The sequence below is a fragment of the Lawsonibacter celer genome, from assembly GCF_014281125.1.
GTDB lineage: Bacteria > Bacillota > Clostridia > Oscillospirales > Oscillospiraceae > Lawsonibacter_B > Lawsonibacter_B celer.
On the sequence record NZ_JACOEA010000008.1, the window covers coordinates 25006 to 47237 of the forward strand.

The following is a 22232-nucleotide window of genomic DNA, read 5'->3' on the forward strand; positions in this document are numbered from 1 at the left end:
GCTCCATTGGGAACGGGACGGCATTCAGCCGTCCATCAGTTTTCTCAGCTTGCGGAGAATGCGGGAATCCTCCAGATCCACCTTCCCCTCCACCGCGTTGAGGCAGATGTGCAGGTGGTCAGTGGTGCGCTCCAGCCGGATCAGCCCCCGCTCGTCAAAGACCTCGAGGCACACCATGGTACGCATCACCGTCTCGCGCCCGCCGCTGGCGCGGGCAATGTTGCGCGCCAGGCGGTGGGCGGTCTCCTCCAGAGGGGCCGGCCCGCTGTGTACCTTGAGGTAGCGCCACAGGTTGACAAACTCGGTCCGGCTGGGCAGCAGGGCGGCCGCCTCCGCGTGGGAGAGCAGCTCGCCCCGGCAGAAGCGCTCGTAAAGCGCCTGCTCCGCCTGGGCCCGGGTGAGGGCGCAGCGCAGATCGCACACCTGTAATTGTACCGAACGCCAGCCGCGATATTCATTGATCTGGGGCGTAAACGCCACATCAATCCGGTCGCCCGGCCGCAGGCCGGCCTGGGCGCTGGTGGCGGAGAAAAAAATCGCGTCGAAGGAGCGACCGCCCACGGTGAGCTTCAGCTTCAGATGCCGCCCGCCGCCCACGTCGGACAGGGCGGCCACCGTGCAGCCGCTGAGCTGAAAGACCGGCTTGGGGTTGCCCGTGCCGTGGGGCTCCAGAACACAGAGCCCTTCCACCTCCTCCAGGCTGAGCAGGCCCGCATCCTCCAACTCGCCGTCGATCTCCAAGGCGGAGACCATCTCGGCGCCCTCGGTCTGCCGGAGCACACACTCGCGCATCCGCCGGGCAAAGGCGGGGAGGTTCTCCTCCCGGATGGTAAAGCCCGCGGCCAGCTCGTGGCCGCCGAAGCCCTCCAGCAGATCGGCGCACTGCTCCAGCGCGGCAAACAGGTTAAAGCCGCCGAAGGAGCGGCAGGAACCCTTCCCCTTGCCGCCCTGCAGGCAGATCATAAAGGTGGGGCAGGAGTATTTCTCCGCCAGTCGGGAGGCCACAATGCCCACCACCCCCTGGTGCCAGTGCCCTCCGGCCAGTACCAGGGCGGCGCGCTCCTCCGGGGGGATGGCCTCGGCCCGGAGCAGGCACTCGTCGTAGATCTCCGCTTCAATGGCCTGCCGCTCCCGGTTGAGCTGGCACAACCGGGCGGCCAGCTCTGCCCCCCGGACCGGGTCCTCCGTGAGCAGCAGCTCCGCCGCCAGGCCGGCGCACCCCATCCGCCCGGAGGCGTTGATGCGGGGGGCCAGGGTATAGCCAACGGTCACAGAGGTCAGGGGGCGCTCGTCCAGCCCCGCCTCATGGAGCAGGGCCCTCAGGCCGGGCCGGGCCGCTGTGCGCAGCCGGCTCAGCCCCAGGCTGACAATAGCCCGGTTCTCCCCGGTCAGGCGCATCACATCTGCCACCGTGCCGATAGCCGCCAGGTCGGCGTACTCCTCCAGCAGCTCATCCGTCCGCTCCGGCCCGCCCAAGGCCAGCACCAGCTTCAGGGCCACGCCTACGCCGGCCAGGCACTTAAAGGGATAAGGGCAGTCCGGCCGACGGGGGTCCACCACCGCGGCCGCCCGGGGCCGACGCTCCTTGCACTCATGGTGGTCGGTGATGACCACGTCCACCCCCAGGCCGGCGGCGAACTGCGCCTCCTCCACGGCGGTGATGCCGCAGTCCACCGTAATGATCAGGGAGACCCCACGCTCCTTCAGGGCGGTGACCGCCTCCCGGTTGAGGCCGTAGCCCTCCTCCATGCGGTCCGGAATATAGGGGACGACCTGCCCTCCCTCGCTGCGCAGATAGCGGGTGAGCAGACAGGTGGAGGTGATGCCGTCCACATCATAGTCCCCGTAGACGGCCATGATCTCCCCCTGCTCCAGGGCGCTCCGGATGCGCAGGACCGCCCTGTCCATGTCCCGCAGGAGCATGGGGTCCTGGAGCAGCCCCCGGTCCCGGGAGAGAAACCGGCCGGCCCGCTCCAGGGTATCATACCCCCGTGCGCCCAGCACCAGGGCCGCCAGGGTGGGGATTCCGGCGCGCTCCAGCTCGGCACGCGCCCCGTCCGGGCAGACGGCCCGGTTCCACTGCTGATATTTCACAGGGCTCGCCTGCCTTCCCAAATCAAAATTACCCTTTATTATATCAAATACCGCGCGGCGTGACAAGAGGCAGGCACGTGCCCCCTTTTCCCCCTTGCAAAGACGCGGCCGGCGTGGTATTTTATTGTAAAAATTTACGAAAAGAGGCATGTCCATGCGCATCCGAACAGCGGAGCAGGGGGACCTGGCGGCCCTTCTGGACATTTACAATTACGAGGTGCTCCACGGGGTGGCCACCCTGGATCTGGCCCCCAGGACCCTGGAGCAGTGGCAGGTATGGTTCGACGGCCACAATGTGGACAACCACCCCCTGTATGTGGCTGAAGCGGGGGGGCGGGTAGCCGGGTACGCCAGCCTGTCCCCCTACCGGGAGAAGGAGGCCTACCGGTCCACGGTGGAGCTGTCCATCTACATCCACCCGGACTTCCGGCGGCAGGGGATTGCCGGGGCCCTGATGGGCTTTCTGCTGGACGAGGCCCGGCGGGACGGGCGCACCCATACGGTGGTATCCGTCATCACCACCGGCAACGAGGCCAGCTGCCGACTCCACGAGCGGTTCGGCTTCACCTTCTGCGGCAGGATCCCGGAGGTGGGCATGAAATTCGGCCGGTATCTGGACATCGACAACTACAGCCTGCGTGTGTGAGGAGAGGGAACATGGCGGAAGAAAAAACCAATGTGATGCGTCTGCTGGACCAGCGGAAGGTCCCCTACACCCCCCACTATTACGCCGCCCCCAACGGGGCGGTGGACGGCAGAAGCGTGGCCGCCCTGCTGGGCCAAGACGCGGCACGGGTGTGCAAAACCCTGGTGACCCAGGGGACCAGCGGACGCTTTTACGTCTTTGTGGTCCCCGCCCTGGGGGAGCTGGACCTGAAGGCGGCGGCCCGGGCGGCAGGAGAGAAATCGGTGGAGATGATCAAACAGGCCCAGCTGTTCCCTCTCACCGGCTACGTCCACGGAGGCTGCTCCCCCCTGGGGATGAAAAAGCGCTTCCCCACCTTTTTTGACCAGAGCGTGGAGGGGCTGGAGACCATCACGGTCAGCGCCGGGCGGATCGGTGCCCAGGTGGAGGCCTCCCCCGCCGATCTGTGCGCCCTGGCGGGCGGGCGCTTCGCCCCGGTGGCAAAATAAAAGTTCCAGCGGCGGGAACTTTTTCCCGCCGCTTTCGTCTATGGAGTTATCAAACCAAATACAAAGGAGAATCCCTATGAAAAAGCTTGGAACCCTTGCCCTTACCCTGGCTCTGACGGGCGCCATGGGCCTACCCGCCCTGGCTGCGGAGGACGCCCCCATGGTCATCGCCCCCAGCCCCAACGCCTACTCCACTGCCATCACCCTCAACAGCAAGGCGCTGGACACCGCCGCCATCCCCTCCGCCTCCGACGCCATGCTCCCCCTGCGCCTGCTGGCCGAGGCCGACCACGGCTCCGCCTACTGGGATCAGGAGGGCAACGAGAGCTGGTTTACCTTCGGCGACGACCGGATCATTGTAAAATTCGCCGACAACAGCATCTGGCTCAATGACGAGCAGGTCAAGTCCCAGGCGGAGGTGACCGCGGGCGTCACCTTTGTCCCGGCCAGCGTGCTGGAGCTGATGGAGGGCTTTACCGTGACCTGGGCTGACCCCACCGCCGAGGGCTTCCGCTCCGTGGTCATCACCACTCCCAACAATGACCCCCTGGTCAAGGCCGCCTACACGATCACGGAGGAGGCCGGCATGGGCTACAGCATGCGGATGGACGGCGCGGCAATGGCCGAGGCCTATCAGCTGCCCGCCGATTCCTTTGAGCAGGTAATCGGTTTCTTCCCCATGATTACCAGTCCTGATACCCTAGTCATCGGCAAGCTGGCCGAGGGCGCGGACGTCACCGCCGTGAAGGACGCTCTGGAGGCCTACCGCCAGAGCCAGGAGGATACCTTCTCCTGGTACCTGTCCCAAAACCTGCCCAAGGTGCAGGATGCCCGGCTGCTGGTGGAGGACGGCTATGTGCTCTTCCTCATCGCGGAGGACGCTGACGCCGGCGAGGCCGCCTTCCGCGCATTTGTGGACTCCCTGTAATTCCTCCTACGGACCAAAAAGTCCGCCGCCCCAATGGGGCGGCGGACTTTTTTCGCGTTTTTTATTCATTGAGCAGCGCCATGAACTCCTCGCCGGTGAGTGTCTCCTGCTCCAGCAGGCGGCCGGCCAGCCGGTGGAGCTTGTCCTCATTCTCCCGCAGAATGCGCAGGGCCTTCTGGTGGGCCTGCTTCACTGTCTCCACCACTAGGGCGTCCACTCGGGCGGCAGTCTCACCCGCGCAGGCCAGGGAAGCATCCCCGCCCAGATATTGGTTGGTCACCGTCTCCAGCGCCACCATGTCAAATTCATCAGTCATGCCGTAGCGGGTGATCATCGCCCGCGCCAGCTTGGTGGCCTGTTCAATATCGTTGGACGCGCCGGTGGTAATGGAGTGGAACACCACCTCTTCGGCGGCCCTTCCCCCGGTCAGGGTAGCAATCTTGTTGCATACCTCCTCCCGGCTCATCAGATTGTGCTCTCCCTGGTCCACCTGCATGGTGTAGCCCAGAGCCCCGGAGGTGCGCGGGACAATGGTGATCTTGGTCACCGGGGCAGAGTGGGTCTGTGCCGCCGCCACCAAAGCATGCCCGATCTCGTGATAGGCCACAATCTTCTTTTCCTCCGGGGAGATGACGGCGCTCTTCCGCTGCGCCCCGGCGATCACGGTCTCCACGCTCTCCTCCAGATCGGCCTCGGTAACAGTTTTGCGGTCCATACGCACCGCCCGCAGGGCGCCCTCATTGACAATATTGGCCAGCTCCGCGCCCGAGGCGCCGGCCGTGGCCCGGGCAATGGCGTCCCAATCCACGTCTCCATCCAGACGCACATGTCTGCCGTGGACCTTCAAAATGGCCTTGCGCCCCTCCAGGTCGGGCAGCTCCACCGGCACCCGGCGGTCAAACCGGCCGGGGCGAAGCAGGGCCGGGTCCAGGGACTCGGGCCGGTTGGTGGCCGCCAGGAGCACCACGCCCTTGGTGGCATCAAACCCGTCCATCTCAGCCAGCAGCTGGTTGAGGGTCTGCTCCCGCTCGTCATTGCCGCCCATGCCGGAGCCGTCCCGCTTTTTGCCGATGGCGTCGATCTCGTCGATAAACACGATGCAGGGGGCCTTTTCATTGGCCTGCTTGAACAGGTCGCGCACCTTGGCCGCGCCCATGCCCACAAACATCTCCACAAATTCGGAGCCGGAGATGGAGAAGAAAGGCACCTTTGACTCCCCAGCCACAGCCTTGGCCAGCAGGGTTTTACCGGTGCCCGGCGGGCCGACCAGCAACACGCCCTTGGGCAGCTTGGCGCCGATCTGTGCATATTTGCCCGGCTCGTGAAGAAAATCTACCACCTCCAGCAGGGACTCCTTGGCCTCCTCCTGGCCGGCCACGTCGGCAAAGGTTACGCCGGTCTGGGCCTCCTCCACGTAGACCTTGGCGTTGGCCTTGCCAAAGGTCATGGCGTTGCCCATCCCGCCGGGCAGATTGCCGCCCATGCGCTTTACCATTGCCCGGGAGAGCACCTCTCCAATCAGGATAAAGATAAAGATGGGCAGGACCCAAGTAAGGATAAACGACATTAGAGGGCTGGCCTGCGTGGGAATCGAGGCCTCAAATGTGATGTCCTCATTGGAGCGCAGCTGCTCCAGCAGCCGCTGGCCGTCATCCGGCCATACGCCGGTCTTGTAATAGGCGTCCTGGCCGGCCTCATTCTTGGCGATGAATACCATCTGCTCCTCGTCGGTCTCCCAGGCCACTTGGGACACCCTGTCCTGGTCGATCATGGTCAGGAACGTGTCGTAGCTGACCTGCGTCACCTGCCGTTCCAGCAGACCGGGAAAGAGCAGCGCGTTGAGCAGCATCAGTATGATGAGTGCAATAATATAGTAAAAAAACAGCGGCTTTTTAGGCGGAGTAGTCTTTTTATCCTCTTTGACCTCTTGCATAATAAGGGCCTCCTTTCGGCAGAAGGGTACACTTCCAAGCCATATTTCTTATGCGAAATACAGCTTAGTTGCTTTTTTTCCGTCTGTCAAGGAGACCCCTTTTGTTTTTACAAATTGTTTTCATTTCCGGCCGCTTTTTCCCGTTCCAGCCGGGAAAAAGCGGCCAAGACTGGCAGCGTGACGACCAGAGAGAGCGCGAAAGAGCACAGGTCGGAGACCGTCTGGCATACCTCCACGCCGAACAGGCCCATCGTCTGCGGCAGGATCAAGATCAGCGGAATGAAGAACAGCCCCTGCCGGGCGGCGGCCACTACACTGGCCTTTACCGTCAGGGCGATGTTCTGCAGCAGCATATTGCACAGTATCACCCAGCCCATCAGCGGGAAGGAGATACACTGCAGCCGCAGGGTAGCGGTGCCGATCTGAATCACCTGCGGATCATCTCCCCGAAAGATGGCGATGATCTGCGGGGCAAACACCGCGCCCACCATGGAGAGCACCGCCAGCACCGCCGTGGAGACCCACACGCAGAACCAATAACCCCGGATGACCCGCCCATACTTGCCCGCGCCGTAGTTAAAGCCGCACACAGGCTGAAAGCCCTGGCCAAAGCCGATCAGCGCGGAGATGGCGAACTGGCTAACCCGGCTGACAATGCTCATGGCCGCAATGGCCACATCCCCAAAGGGATAGGCCGCTGTGTTCAGGCAGGTAATCGCCACCGAGCCGAGGCCCTGCCGGAACAGACTTGGCAGGCCGCCTCCGGCCAGGGCGCGGTAGCGGCTGAGCGAGGGGGAGAAGAGCCTCCAGCGCACCTGGATGCCGCCGGCCCGCATCATTCCCGCCAGGAGCAGGACAAAGCTGACCACCTGGCTGAGCGAGGTGGCCAGCGCCGCCCCCGAGATTCCCATGTGGAAGGTGAAGATAAACAGCGGGTCCAGGGCCATATTCAGCAGGCCGCCCACCATCAGCCCCACCATGGCGTAGGTGGCGTTGCCCTGCAGGCGCAGCTGGTTGTTGAGCACCAGGGAGGCTGTCATAAAGGGCGCGCCCGCCAGGATAAGGGTTAGGTAGTCCAGGGCATAGGGGTAGATAGTCTCCGTGGCCCCTAGCAGGCGGCACAGGGGGGAGCGAATCAGCAGCCCCGCCGCCATAATGAGAAAGCCGGCCGCCAGGGCGGAAAAAAAGCCGGTGGCGGCCATGCGCTCGGCCTCCTCCCGATGCTGGGCTCCCAGCTGTCGGGAGATATAGTTGCCCGAGCCCTGCCCGAAGAAAAATCCCACGGCCTGGATGATGGCCATAAGGGGGAATACCACGCCCACCGCGCCGGTGGCGCTGGTACCCAGGCGCCCCACAAAAAAGGTGTCCGCCATGTTGTAAATAGAGGTAATCAGCATGCTGGCCACTGTGGGCACCGCCATTTTACAGATGAGGGCCTCCACCGGGGCCTGCGTCATCTGAATGTATTTCCTCTCCTGCGCTGAATCATTCACCTTGTGCTCCTCCCAACCGTTCGATCTGCGCGCACAGGCTCTGGACCAGATACCCATAGCTCTCGTCCGCCTCCACCGGATAGGCGAAAAAGCCCGCCGCCTCCAGCGAGACAAAGCCGTGCAGGCTGCTGCGGAGCATCCGGGACATGTGCACCCGCTCCTGCTCCGAAAGGCCGTAAGGGAGCAGCACACGACGGAAGAGCTCCATAAAGCTCTGCTTCTGCGCCACAATGCGCGTCTCCTGGAACCGGGGCACGGCCAGCATGACCTTGTACAGCTGGGGTTGGCTGCGGGCAAACTCCCGGTATGCTCCGGCCAGAGCCCGCAGCGCCGGACCCCCGCACAGCTCCCCCTCCGCCTGGCGCAGCGCCTCCAGCATGCGCTCAAAGGCCCGCTCCGTCAGCCGGGCATTGAGCTCCGGCATGCCCTGCAGATGGTTGTACAGGGAGGCCGTCTTGACGCCGAGCGCCCCTGCCAGCTCGTGGAGTGTCAGGTTCTCCAGCCCCTTTTCCTCGGCCAGCTGCGCCGCCGCGTCTACAATGCACTCCCGGCTGAGCCCTTTTTTTGCCATTGCGTCACCCCCAGGCAGGCTGTGTTTCTTTCCTTTTCAGAATAAACTAATGTCGTTAGTTTGTCAACCAAAAATACCGCCTTTCCCGGTGTGCCGCGGGAAAGGCGGTCGGTTCAGTACTTATTGACCCAGCCGGAGATCAGCGGGGCCGGCACCAGCCACATGAGGAGAAAGATCAGCAGATTCGCCGGGGACAGGGAGGCATAGGCCGCCGCGCTGGTGAGGTAGAAGGCCAGCAGCACGCCTACCGCAGCGCCGACGCAGGCCAGGCAGGCGGACATGCGCACAGCCCGGTACAGCCGCTGACCGCCCACCACCGCCTCCGAATAGGGCCCCAGTCCCTCCCGGCACAGGACGGCGGTGAGGATCTCACTGTGCTCCTGCTCCGGGTCGGACAGCTCTGCCCGGCGCTCTACCGGCGGGTACTCCATCTTTTCCACCGGGAGCTTAAATCGCTGGCGGAGCATAGCGGGGATCAGATTGAAATCCCGGGTGGCCAGGACCGGGACAACGCGGTTGCGGATCAGGGCGTGAAGGGAGGGCTCAATGGCGCCGTGGAGCACATAGCGCAGCGCAAAGATCCCCGCCAGCTCCCCATTGACGGCGCAGAACACCGCGTTTTTCACATTCAGGCCCTGGGGCAGCGGGATCTCCATCAGGTGCATAAACGCGGCGGAGCCCACCAGCACCTGCTCTCCCCGGATTTCGCCGGACAGGCCGCCTCCCTCATGGCTCTGAACGCGGTCCACCCGCCGGTAAATAGCCCCCTGGGTGCGCAGCAGATCGTGGAAAAGCTTATCCAGCCCGCTGCCGGACGAGCGGATCAGCGTGGCCGCGTAGGCCACCACCCGCTCGGCGGGAAAATCCCCGAAAATCTTGATGCCGTTCAGGGACACACAGCCCGGGGGAAACAGGTCGGTATCGGTGAGCAGGATCCCGCTCCCCCCCGACGTCCCCGTCACCGCGTCCCAGCCGGCCAGGGCCGCCCCGGAGCGGCTCAGGCGGACGCTCAGGCTGTGCCACGGCTTTCCAAAGCACAGGGCCGAGGAAAAGGCGCAGGCCGCCGTCAGCGTGGCGGAGAGGCACCACAGCAGATCCTCCGGCCGTCCCCGCCCCACGGAGGCCAGGCCGGACAGCACCAGGCAGGCCACAAAGAGCAGGGGGCACACCACCCGGAACAGCCGCTGGGCCCCGTCCGGCGCCTGCATCTGGCTGCCAAAGCCCGCGGTGGACCCCGACCACTTGGTATAGGTCCCCCGGGCATTCCATTTCCCCTCGTCCAGGGTGACCAGATAGGGCTCTGACGCGGAGGCCGCCGTGCGGCAGGCCACCCACTGCCCCCGGCGCCTCAGCCAAGTGCCCCGCATGGTAAAGAAGATCGCCAGCATCACCAGCGCGCAATAGGGCATCTGTCCCTCCCGGGGGTCCAGCCGCAGCAGGGTGCACGCGTCGGCCAGGGCGGCGGCGCAGGAAAAGACCAGCAGGGTATCCATTCCAAATTCCAGACGAAACAGGCTGAACAAGCCCCGTGCCAGCACATCCGCCCCCAGCAGCATCGCGATCAGCTGCGCCGCGGCCAGGGCATAGCACCGGAGCTGGGCAGATTGGGACAGGACGGAGGGCGCCGGCAGATTCAGCCCGGGCGCCAGGGTAACATAGAGCGCCGCGAGGGCCAGCAGCAGCACTAGGATGCCCCGCACCCGCAGGCCTTTCAGCCCTTTTCGATAGCGTCGGGCAAGGTCGGCAGGGGACAGGTCCGGTGCGGGCGGGGGCTGCCTGCGGCGGCGGCGCTCCCGCCAGTCCTCCTCCGGCTCCTCCTCCTGATCGGTCCCCGGGATGTAGCGCTCGGCCCGGCGCACCTCCTCGTCGTTCTCCGCGTCCTCTTCCTCAAACATATGCTCGGCGTAGGCATCCGCCTTCTGTACCAGGCGGCTGAGCCCCTCGGCAATGGGGTTGGCGCTCTCCTCCTCGCCGGGGAAGGCCACCACCTTGTCCTCGTCCGTCTCCCCCCCCGCGGCGGAGGGCTCCTCCGCCGTTTCCTTTTCCGCTTCCGGCGGTTGAGGCGGCGGAGCCGGAGCGGGTCCGCGCTCCCCCTGGGGAAAGCGGAGCACCTTGCCTGCGCCCCCGGCGCGCGGGGCCTCCCGGCCTTTCGGGCGCACCACAGGGAAGGGGATGGTGTCCTCCGGCACCTCCGCTTCTTCCTTCTGCCCAGCGTGCTTCGCCCGGCCGTGGCCGAATTCCGCCAGGATCTCCTCCAGGGAGAATTCCCCTTCCCCGGGCGTGCCGCTATTTTGTTTCTCGTCCCGGTTCTTTGCCATAGTGTACTTCCTTTACTGTGGTCAATTGCATATGCCTTATCCCAGGCGCTGGCGCACCGCCTCGTAGAGCAACACCGCCGCGGCTGCGGAGGCGTTGAGGGAGTTAATCTTCCCGTTCAGGGGAATCCGCACCAGAAAGTCGCAGTTTTCCGCCACCAGGCGGCCCATACCGGCCCCCTCGCTGCCGATCACGATGGCGGCGGGGCCTTTCAGATCCGCCTCGTAGAGCAGCTTGTCCCCCGACGCGTCGGTGCCGAAGACCCAGACCCCGGATTCCTTCAGCTGCTTGAGACAGGCGGTCAGGTTGGCCACCCGGGCCACGGGAATATGGCTCACCGCCCCGGCGGAGGTCTTGGCCACAATGGCGGTCAGGCCGGCGGAGCGGCGCTTGGGGATAATCACGCCGTGGGCCCCGGCGCATTCGGCGGTTCGGATGACCGCCCCCAGATTGTGGGGGTCGGAGAGCTCATCGCACACCACGATCAGGGGCGGCTCCTCCCTTTCCCGGGCGGCGGAGAGAATATCCTCCACGCTGGCGTACTCCCGCACGGCGGCCAGGGCGATCACCCCCTGGTGGGCGTGGGTGCGGCTCATGCCGTCCAGCTTGCGCCGATCGGCCTCCACCACCACCACGCCTTTGTCCCGCGCCGCGGAGGCGATGTGCCCCAGGGCCGCGTCGGTCTCCCCCCGGGCGAGAAAGATCTTATCAATTGCGGTGCCGGCCCGCAGGGCCTCAATCACCGCGTTGCGGCCCTCAATAAGGCCGTCCGCCTCCGCTTCCGGGACGCGCTTGTGCTCCTTCATGGTTTGTCCACCCCTCCGTGCTGCTGTAAACTCTCCAAAAGTATACCACAACACGCCCCATAGAAAAAGCCAAATTTCTGTCTTTTTCCGAAAAGCCCCCGGCCGGATTCACAGAAAGTTTACAGCTTTTCAGGCCCCTTCCTTGTATTTTTAACCTGGCTGTGCTATAACAGTACATATACAATCGTTTCGCAGATGAGCCGATTTGTTCCTAAGGAGGACTTTACGGAATGCCCGATAAACAAAATAAGAACAGAAAGGGCGGCGACAAGCGCAACACGACCGCCATTGTGTCCATCATCCTGTGGGCGCTTGTGATCGTGGTTCTGTTCAACTACATCACCTCGATGGCCCAGCGGGCCAAGACCGAGGAAATCGACTACAGCACCTTTAAGCAGATGGTGCTGGACGGCCAGGTGGAGCGAGTGGTCATTGATTCCACCAAATTCACCATCTATCCCAAGGAGAACCCCGGCACGGATTCCGAGGGGACCGACGCCTCTCCAGCGCCCTCCAGCCAGTTGGGCCTGCCCCCGCTGGAGAGCCTGTACGGCGAGCAGCAGTCCGGCCAGAAGGTCTATATCTGCGCGCCGCCAGCCTATGGCTATGATGCGCAGCTCTACGCGTTCCTGGACGAGTATAACAGCACTGTGCCGGAGGAGGAGCAGCTGCAGTACGGCTCTGAGGTAGTAGAGCAGCTGTCTCCCATTGTCAGCTTCCTCATCTCCTGGCTGCTGCCCATGGCCCTGATGATGGTGCTGCTCTCCTTCCTGTTCCGGGGTATGTCCTCCAAGATGGGAAGCGGCCTGGGCGGCGTGGGCAAGGCCAACGCCAAGGTCTATGTGGAGAAAAAGACCGGCGTGACCTTCAAGGATGTGGCCGGCCAGGACGAGGCCAAGGAGAGCCTGGAGGAGATCATCGACTTCCTCCACAACCCGGGCAAGTACACCGAGATCGGCGCCAAGCTGCCCAAGGGTGCGCTGCTGGTAGGCTCCCCAGGCACCGGCAAGACCCTACTGGCCAAGGCCGTGGCCGGCGAGGCCAACGTGCCCTTTTTCTCCATCTCCGGCTCCGACTTCGTGGAGATGTTTGTGGGCGTGGGCGCCTCCCGTGTGCGTGACCTGTTCAAAGAGGCGGCCAAGATGGCGCCCTGCATTATCTTTATCGATGAGATTGACACCATCGGCAAATCCCGGGACGCCTCCAAGTTCGGCGGCAACGACGAGCGGGAACAGACCCTCAACCAACTGCTGGCCGAGCTGGACGGCTTTGACCCCACCAAGGGGGTCATCGTCCTGGGCGCCACCAACCGGCCCGAGGTTCTGGACAAGGCTCTGCTGCGCCCCGGTCGGTTTGACCGGCGCATCACCGTGGACCGGCCCAACCTGGCTGGTCGTCTGGCCACCCTCCAGGTACACACCCGCAACATCCGCCTGGCCGAGGATGTGGACCTGAACCAGATCGCCCAGGCCACTGCAGGTGCAGTGGGCGCGGATTTAGCCAATCTGGTCAACGAGGCCGCCCTCCGGGCGGTGCGCCACGGCCGCAAGGCGGTCAATCAGAACGACCTGCTTGTGTCCTTTGAGACAGTCATCGCGGGCACGGAGAAAAAGGGCACTGTTCTCACCGAGCAGGAGAAGAAGATCATCGCCTACCATGAGGTGGGCCACGCCTTGGTGGCCGCCAAGCAGAAGCACGCCCAGCCGGTGAGCAAGATCACCATCGTGCCCCACACCCAGGGGGCCCTGGGCTACACCATGCAGCTGCCCGAGGAGGAAAAGTTCCTCATGTCCAAGCAGGACATCCTTACCGAGATTCGCACCCTGCTGGCCGGGCGCGCCGCCGAAGAGGTGGTGTTTGATACCCAGACCTCCGGCGCGGCCAACGACATTGAGCGGGCCACTGACATGGCCCGCAAGCTGGTCACCATGTACGGCATGAGCGACAAGTTCGGCATGATGGGGCTGGCCACCATCCAGAACCAGTACCTGGACGGCGGTATGGGCCTGACCTGTGCCCAGGAGACCGCAGCGGCCATCGACCAGGAGATCCTCTCTATCATTGAGACCTGCCACCGGGAATCCGTCCAGCTTTTGAAGGATAACCGGGAGATGCTGGACAAAATTGCCGGCTACCTGCTGGAGAAGGAGACCATCACCGGCCAGGAGATGATGTGCATCCTGGAGGGCAAGGACCCGGCTCTGGCGGAGAACTACGGCGCCGCCCGAGAGGAGCGCAGGCAGCGGCTCCAGGGCGACATTGAGCCCCCCGCCCGCAGTGTCCACATGGTCAGCGAGACCCCCGCTCCTCCCCCGTCTCAGGAGGACACCCCTCCCGTCCCCCTGGATGGCGCGCCGGGACACGCCCCCGAGCAGCCGGAGACGCCAGAGGATCCCAAGGACACGGAACAGCCCTGAACACCTGCCAACACCGGACGGCCCAATCCGTCCGGTGTTTTTTACTCCAACCCGCGTCTTGTCCGCGGAGGGCTTCCTGGGCCCGTAAATAGTCCTGGCCCCGATGGGTCATGTCATGAAGTTCAGTTTTTGCCGAACACGAAAAAGTACCCACCCCATTTTAAACAGGGCGGGTACTTTTTCGTGCAGCAATAAGCTGTGTGTTCTATATGATACCACACTTCATATCATATTTCGATTTCTGTTAGCATCAACGAGTCATCTTCGCCGCTCATTTGAATAGCATAACATTTTACAGCACCATCTTCGGCTACATACGATATGCCTCGAGTGGGAACTATTCCTTCAAATGCCATATCTACAACAAAGGGAAATTGCGATGACAACTCCTTAATTGTGTGCAATTCCTTATCAATGTTGAACCGTATATCTCCTTTTTCGTCTGTATCAACATAGCTAAGTTCAAGAAATCTAAATTTTTTCACTGATGTATTCGTTGAGAAAATTACTTTTACTTGATACTCTGAGTCATCGTCAACAAATTCCTCAAAAGAGTCATAAGCGGCAAGAAGTTCTTCATTTGCATAATCAATGCTAACAACAGTTTCCCCAGGAACGCCCTCACTCTGTTCGGCACCCTGGCCATTAGACACTGTTTCCGTTTGCTCCGATTCGGAGGTAATTGTACTGTCAGGCATCTCGGTTGGCACCCTCCCACATGCAGAAAGGAACAGGACCAGCATTACCAACCACATGCTGATTACATTTCTTTTCATTCTAAACCTCCTTGAAAATTGTCAATTTAAAAAGATGTGGATGTACGGAAAAGCAGCAACAAAAATCTCATAACGCTCGATTAACGATAGGCAATAGCACAAAAATGAGCCAGCCGTTAAGGGGGGAAAACAACTTTTCACCGCCTAACGGCTGGCTTTTTGGTTTCACTTAATGACATTGCCCACTGGGTCCGGGGTTTTATTGCACTTCATCGGATACCAGCAGCCGTCCGCTCAGGGGCGGCAGGGGCACCACACAACCCTCCCCGGTCACGGGGAAGCGCTCCCCGGTCATCCAATCCCGGGCCGCCCAGGGCAGGCGCACCGCCTCGGTCCGCTCCCCGGCATTGACCGCTGCGGCCGCCCATTCTCCGCCCAGAACGCGGGCAAATGCAAGCACCCGCCCCTGGGCCCGCAGCCAGCGGATGTCTCCCCGGCGCAGGGGAGACAATTCCCGCCGTGCCCTTCCCAGTGCGGCATACCAATCGGCCAGGTCCGGGTCCCCGTGGTCCCATGGATATGTCCGGCGGTTGAAGGGGTCCTCAAAGCCCTCCATGCCCGCCTCGTCCCCGTAGTAAATGGTGGGGGAGCCGGGGAAGGCGAAAAGCACCAAGGTACCCAGCCGCAGGCGGGCCAGTCCCAGGGTCCGCTGCTCCGGGCTCATTCGGAAATCCGCCCGCCAGGCCCTGGTGTGCTCCCGGCAGTCCGAGCCCACCCCCAGCAGGGTCAGGATGCGGGGTGTGTCGTGGGTCCCCAGAAAATTCATGGCCGAGTGCCAGGCAAAGGGTGGGTAATTCTCCCGCAGGGTCTCCATGTCCTCCTGAAACCGCCCGGCGTCGCCCCCCAGCAGATAGGCCAGCAGGCCGCTGCGGAAGGGGTAGTTCATCAGTCCGTCGCAGTGGCCGCCCCAGATATGGTGCCGGCGGGCGCCGTAGGCGATCTTGGTGGAGCCGTCCTCCCACACCTCCCCAATCACCACGGCCCAAGGCTTTTCCGCCCGGACGGCGGCGTGCAGAGCGTGGATAAAGGAGTCGGGCAGCTCGTCGGCCACATCCAGCCGCCAGCCGTCCGCCCCGGCGCGCAGCCAGCGACGGACAATGCTGTCCTCTCCCCGGATGATATAGTCCAGGTAGCCCGGCTGGCTCTCATTCACCGCGGGCAGGGAATAGACCCCCCACCAGGAGTCGTATTGGTCGGGCCAGTGCTGGAACCGAAACCACGGATAGTAGGGGCTGTCCTGGGACTGATGGGCCCCAGTATCGGGATAAGACCCGTCCCCGTTGAAATAGCGGCTGACAAAGCCCGTGTGGTTGAACACTCCGTCCAGCAGCACATGCATCCCCAGCCGGTGCGCCTCATGGCACAGGGCGGAAAATTCCCCGTTGGTCCCCAGCATGGGGTCAATCTTCTCGTAGTCGCCGGTGCCGTAGCGGTGGTTCTCCGCTGCCTCAAAGATGGGGTTGAAGTAGATCGTCTCCACCCCCAGGCCCTTGAGGTAGGGCAGCTTTTCCCGCACGCCGGCTAGGCTGCCTCCAAAGAAATCCCGGTTACGGATCTCCCCCCGCCCGTCCGGGCGGTACTCGGGGCTCTCATCCCAGCCGGGATGGACCCAGCGTCCCCCCACCATCCCCGCGGGGTCAGGTATCACAGTGCGGCGGAAGCGGTCCGGAAAGATCTGGTAGGTCACACCCTCCCCAAACCAGGCGGGGACCTCCTCCGCGGCGTCGTAAACCGTGAGCTGGTACTCCCCCAGCTCCAGACTGCGGCCGTCCAGGCTCTCCAGCCGGAAGGAGTACCACACCAGTCCCACATAGTCCCCCACCGGCAGGGTCCCCTCAAAGCAGTCCCGTGCCCCCTCCCGGCCACTCCAGGGCAGGGGCACCGTTACGCTCTCCTGTTCCCGCTGCTCAAAGCGGGCGGTGAGCAGCCCGCGGGAGTACCCCTGCCCCCGGGGCGGCCGCAGGCGGAAGCGCACCCGGGTTCCCGAGGGCACGGCTCCGTAGGGCTCCTTATAGGCCGGGTCCCTGGAGTTATAGATCTGCGCGTCGCGCATACAGTCAGCATCCTTCCCCTGTTAACGCAGGAGGGTATTCTCGGTGCTCACCGATTCAATGGTGTCCTCCGCGTTGAAGTAATAGGCCAGCACATCCGCGGCAATGGCGGCCAGTTCCGTACCTGAGCCGCCCTTTTCCACCACGATGGCCATGGCAATCTGGGGGTCCTCATAGGGGGCGAAGCACACGAAGACCGCGTCTGCTTCCGTGGTGGTCGATCCGGTTTGGGCCGTGCCCGTTTTGGCACCCACCTCCACGGGCAGGTCCTTGAAGTAGCTGGACGCGGTGCCCTCATTGGCTACCTTCCACATGCCCAGCTTAATGGCCTCCATATTCTCCGTCTTCAGTCCCAGGGTGTCCAGCAGCTCCGGCTCCCTCTGGTAGACCGTGGAGGAGTAGTCGCTGGTCTTGACCGTCTGGAGCAGGTGGGCGGAGTAGTGATTTCCCCCATTAACCAGGGTGGCGATATAGTTGGCCAGCTGGAGCGGCGTGCAGGAGGTGTCTCCCTGACCGATGGCGGCGGAGAGCAGGTTGCCTCCGTACCAGGTCCCCCCCAGCGCCTGGCTGGTCTCCGGCCCGGCCACGTAGCCCTGGTATTCGGGCAGCTCAAAGCCGGTCTTCTCCCCAAGGCCGAACATGGCCGCGTACTCGTCGATCTTTTCAATCCCCAGCCGGTGTCCCATGGTGTAGAAGTAGATGTTGCAGGAATCCCGCAGCGCGTCGGACACATTCACCCGGCCGTGGCTGCCGCGGTACTGGCGGTAGATCCAGCACTGGGGGTGGTAATCGCCATAGGGATATTTTTCTTCCTCAGGAAGGGTAAAGTATCCGGTATCCAGAATTTTCTCCGTTGGCGTGGTCACCCCCTCCTCCAGGGCGGCCGCGGCCACCACCATCTTAAAAGTGGAGCCCGGCGTATAGCGGCCGTTGGTGGCCCGGTTGTACAGGGGGGCCAGGTCGGCCAGAGCGCTGTCATAGCTGTAGGTGGCCAGGTCAAAGGTGGGGTAGGAGGCCATGGCCAGCACCCCTCCGCTCATATCTATAATGACCGCCGCGCCGCCCTCGGTATCCTCGGAGGGCAGCGCGGGAATCCGCTGGGCCATGGAGCGCTCCAGGGCCTCCTGGAGCTTGATGTCCAAGGTGAGCATCACATTGTCGCCGGGCTTGGGCTCCAACACCTCGCCGGTCTCCAGGTCAATGTCCCAGCTCTCGCTGACCACCTTGTGGCTCGTGGTCAGTTCCTGGGTGCGGCTGCCGGCCTCTCCCCGCAGGTACTCCTCAAAGGCCAGTTCCGCCCCTTCCTTTCCCACGGTATCGTCCATGCTGTAGCCCTTTTCCTTGTATTCCGCCCATTCCTCCGCGTAGATGGGCGCCACCCGGCCCAGCAGATGCGCGGCGCAGCTGGTATTGTACTCCCGGACCGTGGTAGCCTCAATGCAGACCCCTACCAGCTTATGCTCCTTAACCGCGGAGATGAAGTCGATCCCCACATCCTGGGCAAAGATATATTCTCCGGAGCGTACGATATCCCGGCTGCGCAGATTGAGCTCGCACAGCACGCCCACCAGCGCCCGGGCTTCCCCGTCCGAAACCGCCTGGTCCACCTCAAACCAGGCGCGCAGCGCAGCCATGGCCTCCGCCGCCGTCGGCTCCTCCGGCAGGCCCTTCAGGGGGAGCGCCTCCAGCAGCCTGGCGAAATTGGTCTGGTACACGGACACAGATCCGTCCTCGTTTTCCACGGTGTAGGACAGGGCCTCGCCGCTGGTATAGGTAAAGGGAGCCTGGAATGAGATGGGAATGGTGTCCGCCCACTCCACCTTGTTCTCCCGGCAGAGGGCCAGCAGCTCCAACAGATTGGCGTTGCGCTCCGGCTCCTCCCCCATGGGGGAGGTGTCCAGGGTCACCTGATAGGTGGCCCGGTTAGACACCAGTACCCGGCCGTAGCGGTCCAGGATCTCTCCGCGGGCGGCTTCCACGGTCTCCCGATTGGCAATTTTTCGGGTGGAGATCCCCCGGTAATAGTCCATGTTGTTCACCTGAAGGTTGTAGAGCACCCCCGTAAAGACGCACAGCAGCACGGCCAGCACCAAAATCACCAGCCAAGTTCGGTTTTGAAACTGTTTTCCCTCCAAGGGGGTCACCTCCGTGGGGTCAGCCCGGCGGGGTCGTCCGCGCCACCGTCAGGCTGTCTTTTCCGTAAAATACCCGCATCACATTGTTGCGCCAGTTCAGGGGGTCGGCACCCGCGTCTCCGTTGTAGAGCAGGGGCGGCCGGGTCTCTATGGGCGGCAGCACCACATTCCGCGCCGCCGGGTCCCGCAGCTGGGTCAGGCGGGCCTCCTGCTGGGCGAAATAGGCCGCGGCGCTCCCGTCCGCCAGCGCCCGGGCGCAGCGCATGCTGGTAAACCCGGGCAGGTAGCGGTAAAACAGGGTGGTGCCCACCAGAGCCGCCAGGGTCAGAAGCATCCCGGCCCGCGCCGCCCGCCGCAGGGCCTGCCGCCGCCCCTCCGGCGCCGGCAGCACCCGTCGCAGCCAGCCCAGCCAGTACCACAGGTTGCTGAGCACCAGCCAGAAAAAGGAGTAAAACACGATGCTCCGCAGCCGGCCCGGCCCGGCGCTGTCCACGGCATAAAAGTGGGGGGCATTCTCAGCCGCAAACAGCAGGAAGGAGAACACCGAGAAGCCGGCGGGCAGGGGGAAGCGGAACTTCACCCCCTCGGTCAGCCGCCACAGGGCAGGGATCATCAGCACAAACCCCAGCACAATCGGCCAGTTGGGCCAGCTCAGGCAGTCCTCCCTCGCCTTCAGGATGGATTTGACCACTGCCTCCCACGCCCCGATGGGGGGCGCCAGGGTGGCCTGCCGGAATTGGTTGCCCGGAGCGAGCACACTTGCGGCAAAGCTCCCGAACAGCACCAGGGCGGGCCAGGCCGCCCATGCCAGTCTGGGGCGGTCCCGCAGCAGGAAATCCAGCATAAACAGCGCCGTCAGCAGCACCGCCAGCAGGGCGCAGACATAGTTGCTTCCCCCCACCAGCAGCGCGGCGGGCAGGGCCGGCAGCACTGCCCACAGCTTCTTCCGCCGGGTGCCGGCGCAGCGCAGGGCAAACAGTCGCTCCACTAGCAGCAGCATAATCCCGTAGGTAAAGGTGTAATACACCGCGCCGTTCCACCAGAAAAAGCTGTCCTTGGGCCAGGGGGCGCACTGGATGGACATGAGCAGCAGGGGCGCCGCAATCTCCACGGTTAATTTCCAGTTTTTACTCTCTCCCCGGCAAAATACACGCCGGACCAGGGTGTCGGTGAGTTTGAAGGTGCCCAGGCACAGGGAACCCAGCATCACCGCCGGGGTGATCCAATAGGCGTACTCCGAGAAGGCCACCGGGGTGAGAGACATGAGCAGCAGGGACATAAAGCTGCCCTGCCAGGTCCGGTAGTAGCTGCTCACGGTGCGTGCCACCGCCGCCCAGAAGGACTCCCCCTGTTCCAGGGCCAGGCGGGGGAGGATCCCGTAGCAGAAGTCATCCGCCGAGGCCCAGTCATACCGCCCCAGCAGCAGGATGGGCACCAGGCTGGCCGCCAGCAGGCCCAGCAGAAACCAGGCGCCCCACCGTTCCCATATCTGTTCCAGCCTCCGCACAGGCCAGCCCTCCTTCCTCTGCCACAGTCCGGGCCGCTACAGCACCGTGCGCTTGGGCACCCGCAGGAACACCCATCGGTAAAAAAAGTAGATGGGAAACACAAAGGCCATGGACCACAGAATTTCCGGGCCCGCCACTCCCAGCAGGGCGGGCAGCGACGCCATGCCCCGGATCAGGCGGGCGGCGATCCGGGCCGCATCAATCACCGTCAGGGTCAGGGCGGAGCAGACCAGGCAGCCCGCCAGGCTCTGGCGCAGGGCGTACTGAGCCAGGGCTCCGGTCAGCACGCCCAGCAGGCACAGCCCGATAGTCATAGCCCCGCTGGTGGAAAAATACACCGCGTCGCACACAATACCCACAAACAGGCCGTAGCCGCCGCCGGCCACGGCGCCCTCCAGTACCCCCACGGCCGCCGCCGCCAGAGGCAGCAGCATGGGCGTGACCCCCAGAACTGGGAAGCGGTTGAGCACAAACAGCTCCAAAAACCATACGGGCAGCAGCGCCAGGGCGTACGCCCCCCACTTGATGAGAAAATCCTGCCGGGTCAACCCTCTGCACCTCCTCCCGCCGTGTCCTTACTCCACAATGTCAAAGCTTTTGATTACAAACACCTGCTTAAGCCCGTCCAGGTCGGTCTCCGGCTGGATCACCGCGTAGCGCGTCATGCCAGAGGCCTCGGTATAGACCTCCTCCACATGCCCCGCAGCCAGCCCCGAGGGGTACACGCCGCCCTTGCCCGAGGTGAGCACCAGGTCCCCGGCGATCAGGTCGCTGTTCTCCGGCAGATAGCTCAGCTTGAGCTTTCCCTGACCCATGAGGGCAAAGTCGCCCTCCAGAATGGCCGCCCCGTCGGTGCGGGAGAGCAGGCCGCCCATCTCGATCTCCGCGTCCACCAGGGTGCGCACGATGGAATAATTGGGCCCCACCACGGCCACCACGCCCACCAGGTTCCAATACTCGTCCACCACACAGTCGTCCACGGCAATATCCATATTGCTCCCCTTGCTGATGGTGAGGGTGGACTCCCAGTTGTCGGTGGAGCGGGCGGTAACCATGGCGGATTCGATCTCAAAGGTACGGCCGCTGGGCCGCAGGTCGTTGAGGTTGCGCAGGCGCTCGTTCTCCTGGAGGGCGGCCTCGTACGCCCGCTCCTTCTGCTCCAGCTCCGCCACCCGCTGCTTCAGGCGCTCATATTCCTCCTTGAGCTGCTCCTGGGCAAAGGCGTTGTCATATCGCTCCTGGGACCAGTTGACAAAGGCGCTGATGCCGTTGCGCACCGGCGTGGTGATCCACCCCGCCAGGCTGGACAGGGGGTCGGCCACGCCCCCCAGGGTCGCGGAGACCACCGCCGTCACCAGGGCCAGCAGGACGGCCACAATCAAAAGCAGGATCCCATTTTGCCGGAAAAAGTCTTTCACGTTCGATTCTCCCGTCTTACGCCCGCCCGGCGGCCAGAGCCATGCAGTCCAAGCCCAGGTCCGCCAGAATACGGCCCAGCCGGCACACCGGCAGGCCCATCACATTGTAGTAATCCCCCACGATCCCCTCCACAAAGAGGGATCCGTAGCCCTGAATGCCGTAAGCGCCCGCCTTGTCTATGGGCTCTCCGGTCCTGATATAGTCCTCAATCTCCCGACTGCTCAGCTCCCGGACCGTCACATCGGTGACCTCGTGGACCGTGACGCTCTCCTCGCCCCGCAGGACCGTCAGGCCGCTGTACACCTGATGCCGGCAGCCGGAGAGGGTGGTCAGCATGCGGAAGGCGTCCAGCTCGTCCGCTGGCTTGCCCAGCACCGTCCCGTCCAGGGACACCACCGTGTCTGCGGCGATAATCAGCGCGTCCCGCCCCGCCTGCTCCTGCACCGCCAGGGCCTTGCGCCGGGAGAGGGTCTCCACCAGCTCCGTCGGGGAGAGGCCCTCCCGCACCGTCTCGTCCGCGTCGGAGACCAGCACCCGGAAGTCCCGGATCCCCATACGCTCCAAAAGCTCCCGCCGCCGGGGCGACTGGGAGGCCAAAATGATGTCCATATGCGTTCCCTCGTTATCCTGTTCGATGTAGGGGCGGCCGTC

At 63.7% G+C, this 22232-nt stretch carries 17 protein-coding genes; 4 read left to right on the forward strand and 13 right to left on the reverse strand.

What is annotated here, in order from left to right; genetic code table 11:
- Window positions 1–24: 24 nt before the first annotated feature.
- Window positions 25–2094 carry a single-stranded-DNA-specific exonuclease RecJ gene (gene recJ / locus H9Q75_RS11555; protein ID WP_186567273.1) on the reverse strand — a complete coding sequence of 690 codons (2070 nt, stop codon included), beginning with the start codon at window positions 2092–2094 and terminating at the stop codon, window positions 25–27.
- Between the two features lie 154 nt (window positions 2095–2248).
- On the opposite strand from recJ, the gene H9Q75_RS11560 reads away from it, so the two are divergent.
- From H9Q75_RS11560 to H9Q75_RS11570, 3 genes are all read left to right on the forward strand, one after another.
- Entirely contained in the window at window positions 2249–2740 is a 492-nt protein-coding gene (locus tag H9Q75_RS11560) for a GNAT family N-acetyltransferase (RefSeq protein WP_207720841.1), read from the forward strand.
- Between the two features lie 11 nt (window positions 2741–2751).
- Window positions 2752–3228 carry a Cys-tRNA(Pro) deacylase gene (gene ybaK, locus H9Q75_RS11565; protein ID WP_186567277.1) on the forward strand — a complete coding sequence of 159 codons (477 nt, stop codon included), beginning with the start codon at window positions 2752–2754 and terminating at the stop codon, window positions 3226–3228.
- A 76-nt stretch (window positions 3229–3304) separates the two neighbouring features.
- Window positions 3305–4156 (forward strand): DUF4358 domain-containing protein, encoded by an 852-nt coding sequence (locus H9Q75_RS11570; protein ID WP_186567279.1) that lies wholly within the window; start codon window positions 3305–3307, stop codon window positions 4154–4156.
- A gap of 61 nt (window positions 4157–4217) precedes the next feature.
- Here the strand turns inward: H9Q75_RS11570 and ftsH (H9Q75_RS11575) are convergent, their stop codons facing one another.
- The 5 genes from ftsH (H9Q75_RS11575) to rlmB form a co-directional block, all read right to left on the reverse strand.
- Window positions 4218–6089 carry an ATP-dependent zinc metalloprotease FtsH gene (gene ftsH, locus H9Q75_RS11575; protein WP_186567281.1) on the reverse strand — a complete coding sequence of 624 codons (1872 nt, stop codon included), beginning with the start codon at window positions 6087–6089 and terminating at the stop codon, window positions 4218–4220.
- Between the two features lie 107 nt (window positions 6090–6196).
- Entirely contained in the window at window positions 6197–7582 is a 1386-nt protein-coding gene (locus H9Q75_RS11580; RefSeq protein WP_341480947.1) for an MATE family efflux transporter, read from the reverse strand.
- Entirely contained in the window at window positions 7575–8153 is a 579-nt protein-coding gene (locus tag H9Q75_RS11585) for a TetR/AcrR family transcriptional regulator (protein ID WP_186567285.1), read from the reverse strand. The genes H9Q75_RS11580 and H9Q75_RS11585 overlap by 8 nt, the downstream gene beginning before the upstream one ends.
- 113 nt (window positions 8154–8266) lie before the next feature.
- Complete coding sequence (locus H9Q75_RS11590) at window positions 8267–10471, reverse strand: hypothetical protein (protein WP_186567287.1); 2205 nt, start codon at window positions 10469–10471, stop codon at window positions 8267–8269.
- Between the two features lie 36 nt (window positions 10472–10507).
- Window positions 10508–11275 carry a 23S rRNA (guanosine(2251)-2'-O)-methyltransferase RlmB gene (gene rlmB / locus H9Q75_RS11595; RefSeq protein WP_186567289.1) on the reverse strand — a complete coding sequence of 256 codons (768 nt, stop codon included), beginning with the start codon at window positions 11273–11275 and terminating at the stop codon, window positions 10508–10510.
- 230 nt (window positions 11276–11505) lie between these two features.
- Between rlmB and ftsH (H9Q75_RS11600) the strand changes: the two genes are divergently transcribed.
- Window positions 11506–13692: an ATP-dependent zinc metalloprotease FtsH gene (ftsH, locus tag H9Q75_RS11600; RefSeq protein WP_186567291.1), complete on the forward strand. Its 2187-nt coding sequence runs from the start codon at window positions 11506–11508 to the stop codon at window positions 13690–13692.
- Between the two features lie 227 nt (window positions 13693–13919).
- On the opposite strand, the gene H9Q75_RS11605 is transcribed toward ftsH (H9Q75_RS11600), so the two are convergent.
- The 7 genes from H9Q75_RS11605 to H9Q75_RS11635 form a co-directional block, all read right to left on the reverse strand.
- A complete protein-coding gene (locus H9Q75_RS11605; protein ID WP_186567293.1) occupies window positions 13920–14468 on the reverse strand; it encodes an ABC transporter substrate-binding protein in 549 nt (182 codons plus the stop codon).
- Between the two features lie 199 nt (window positions 14469–14667).
- Window positions 14668–16521 carry a glycoside hydrolase family 13 protein gene (locus H9Q75_RS11610; RefSeq protein ID WP_186567295.1) on the reverse strand — a complete coding sequence of 618 codons (1854 nt, stop codon included), beginning with the start codon at window positions 16519–16521 and terminating at the stop codon, window positions 14668–14670.
- 21 nt (window positions 16522–16542) lie between these two features.
- Window positions 16543–18654 (reverse strand): penicillin-binding transpeptidase domain-containing protein, encoded by a 2112-nt coding sequence (locus H9Q75_RS11615; RefSeq protein WP_186567297.1) that lies wholly within the window; start codon window positions 18652–18654, stop codon window positions 16543–16545.
- 19 nt (window positions 18655–18673) lie between these two features.
- Entirely contained in the window at window positions 18674–20161 is a 1488-nt protein-coding gene (locus H9Q75_RS11620) for a DUF6056 family protein (protein ID WP_186567299.1), read from the reverse strand.
- A 36-nt stretch (window positions 20162–20197) separates the two neighbouring features.
- Window positions 20198–20710 carry a rod shape-determining protein MreD gene (locus tag H9Q75_RS11625; protein WP_186567301.1) on the reverse strand — a complete coding sequence of 171 codons (513 nt, stop codon included), beginning with the start codon at window positions 20708–20710 and terminating at the stop codon, window positions 20198–20200.
- A 27-nt stretch (window positions 20711–20737) separates the two neighbouring features.
- Window positions 20738–21580 (reverse strand): rod shape-determining protein MreC, encoded by an 843-nt coding sequence (gene mreC, locus H9Q75_RS11630; protein ID WP_186567303.1) that lies wholly within the window; start codon window positions 21578–21580, stop codon window positions 20738–20740.
- A gap of 16 nt (window positions 21581–21596) precedes the next feature.
- Entirely contained in the window at window positions 21597–22190 is a 594-nt protein-coding gene (locus H9Q75_RS11635) for a Maf family protein (protein WP_186567305.1), read from the reverse strand.
- Between the last annotated feature and the right edge of the window lie 42 nt (window positions 22191–22232).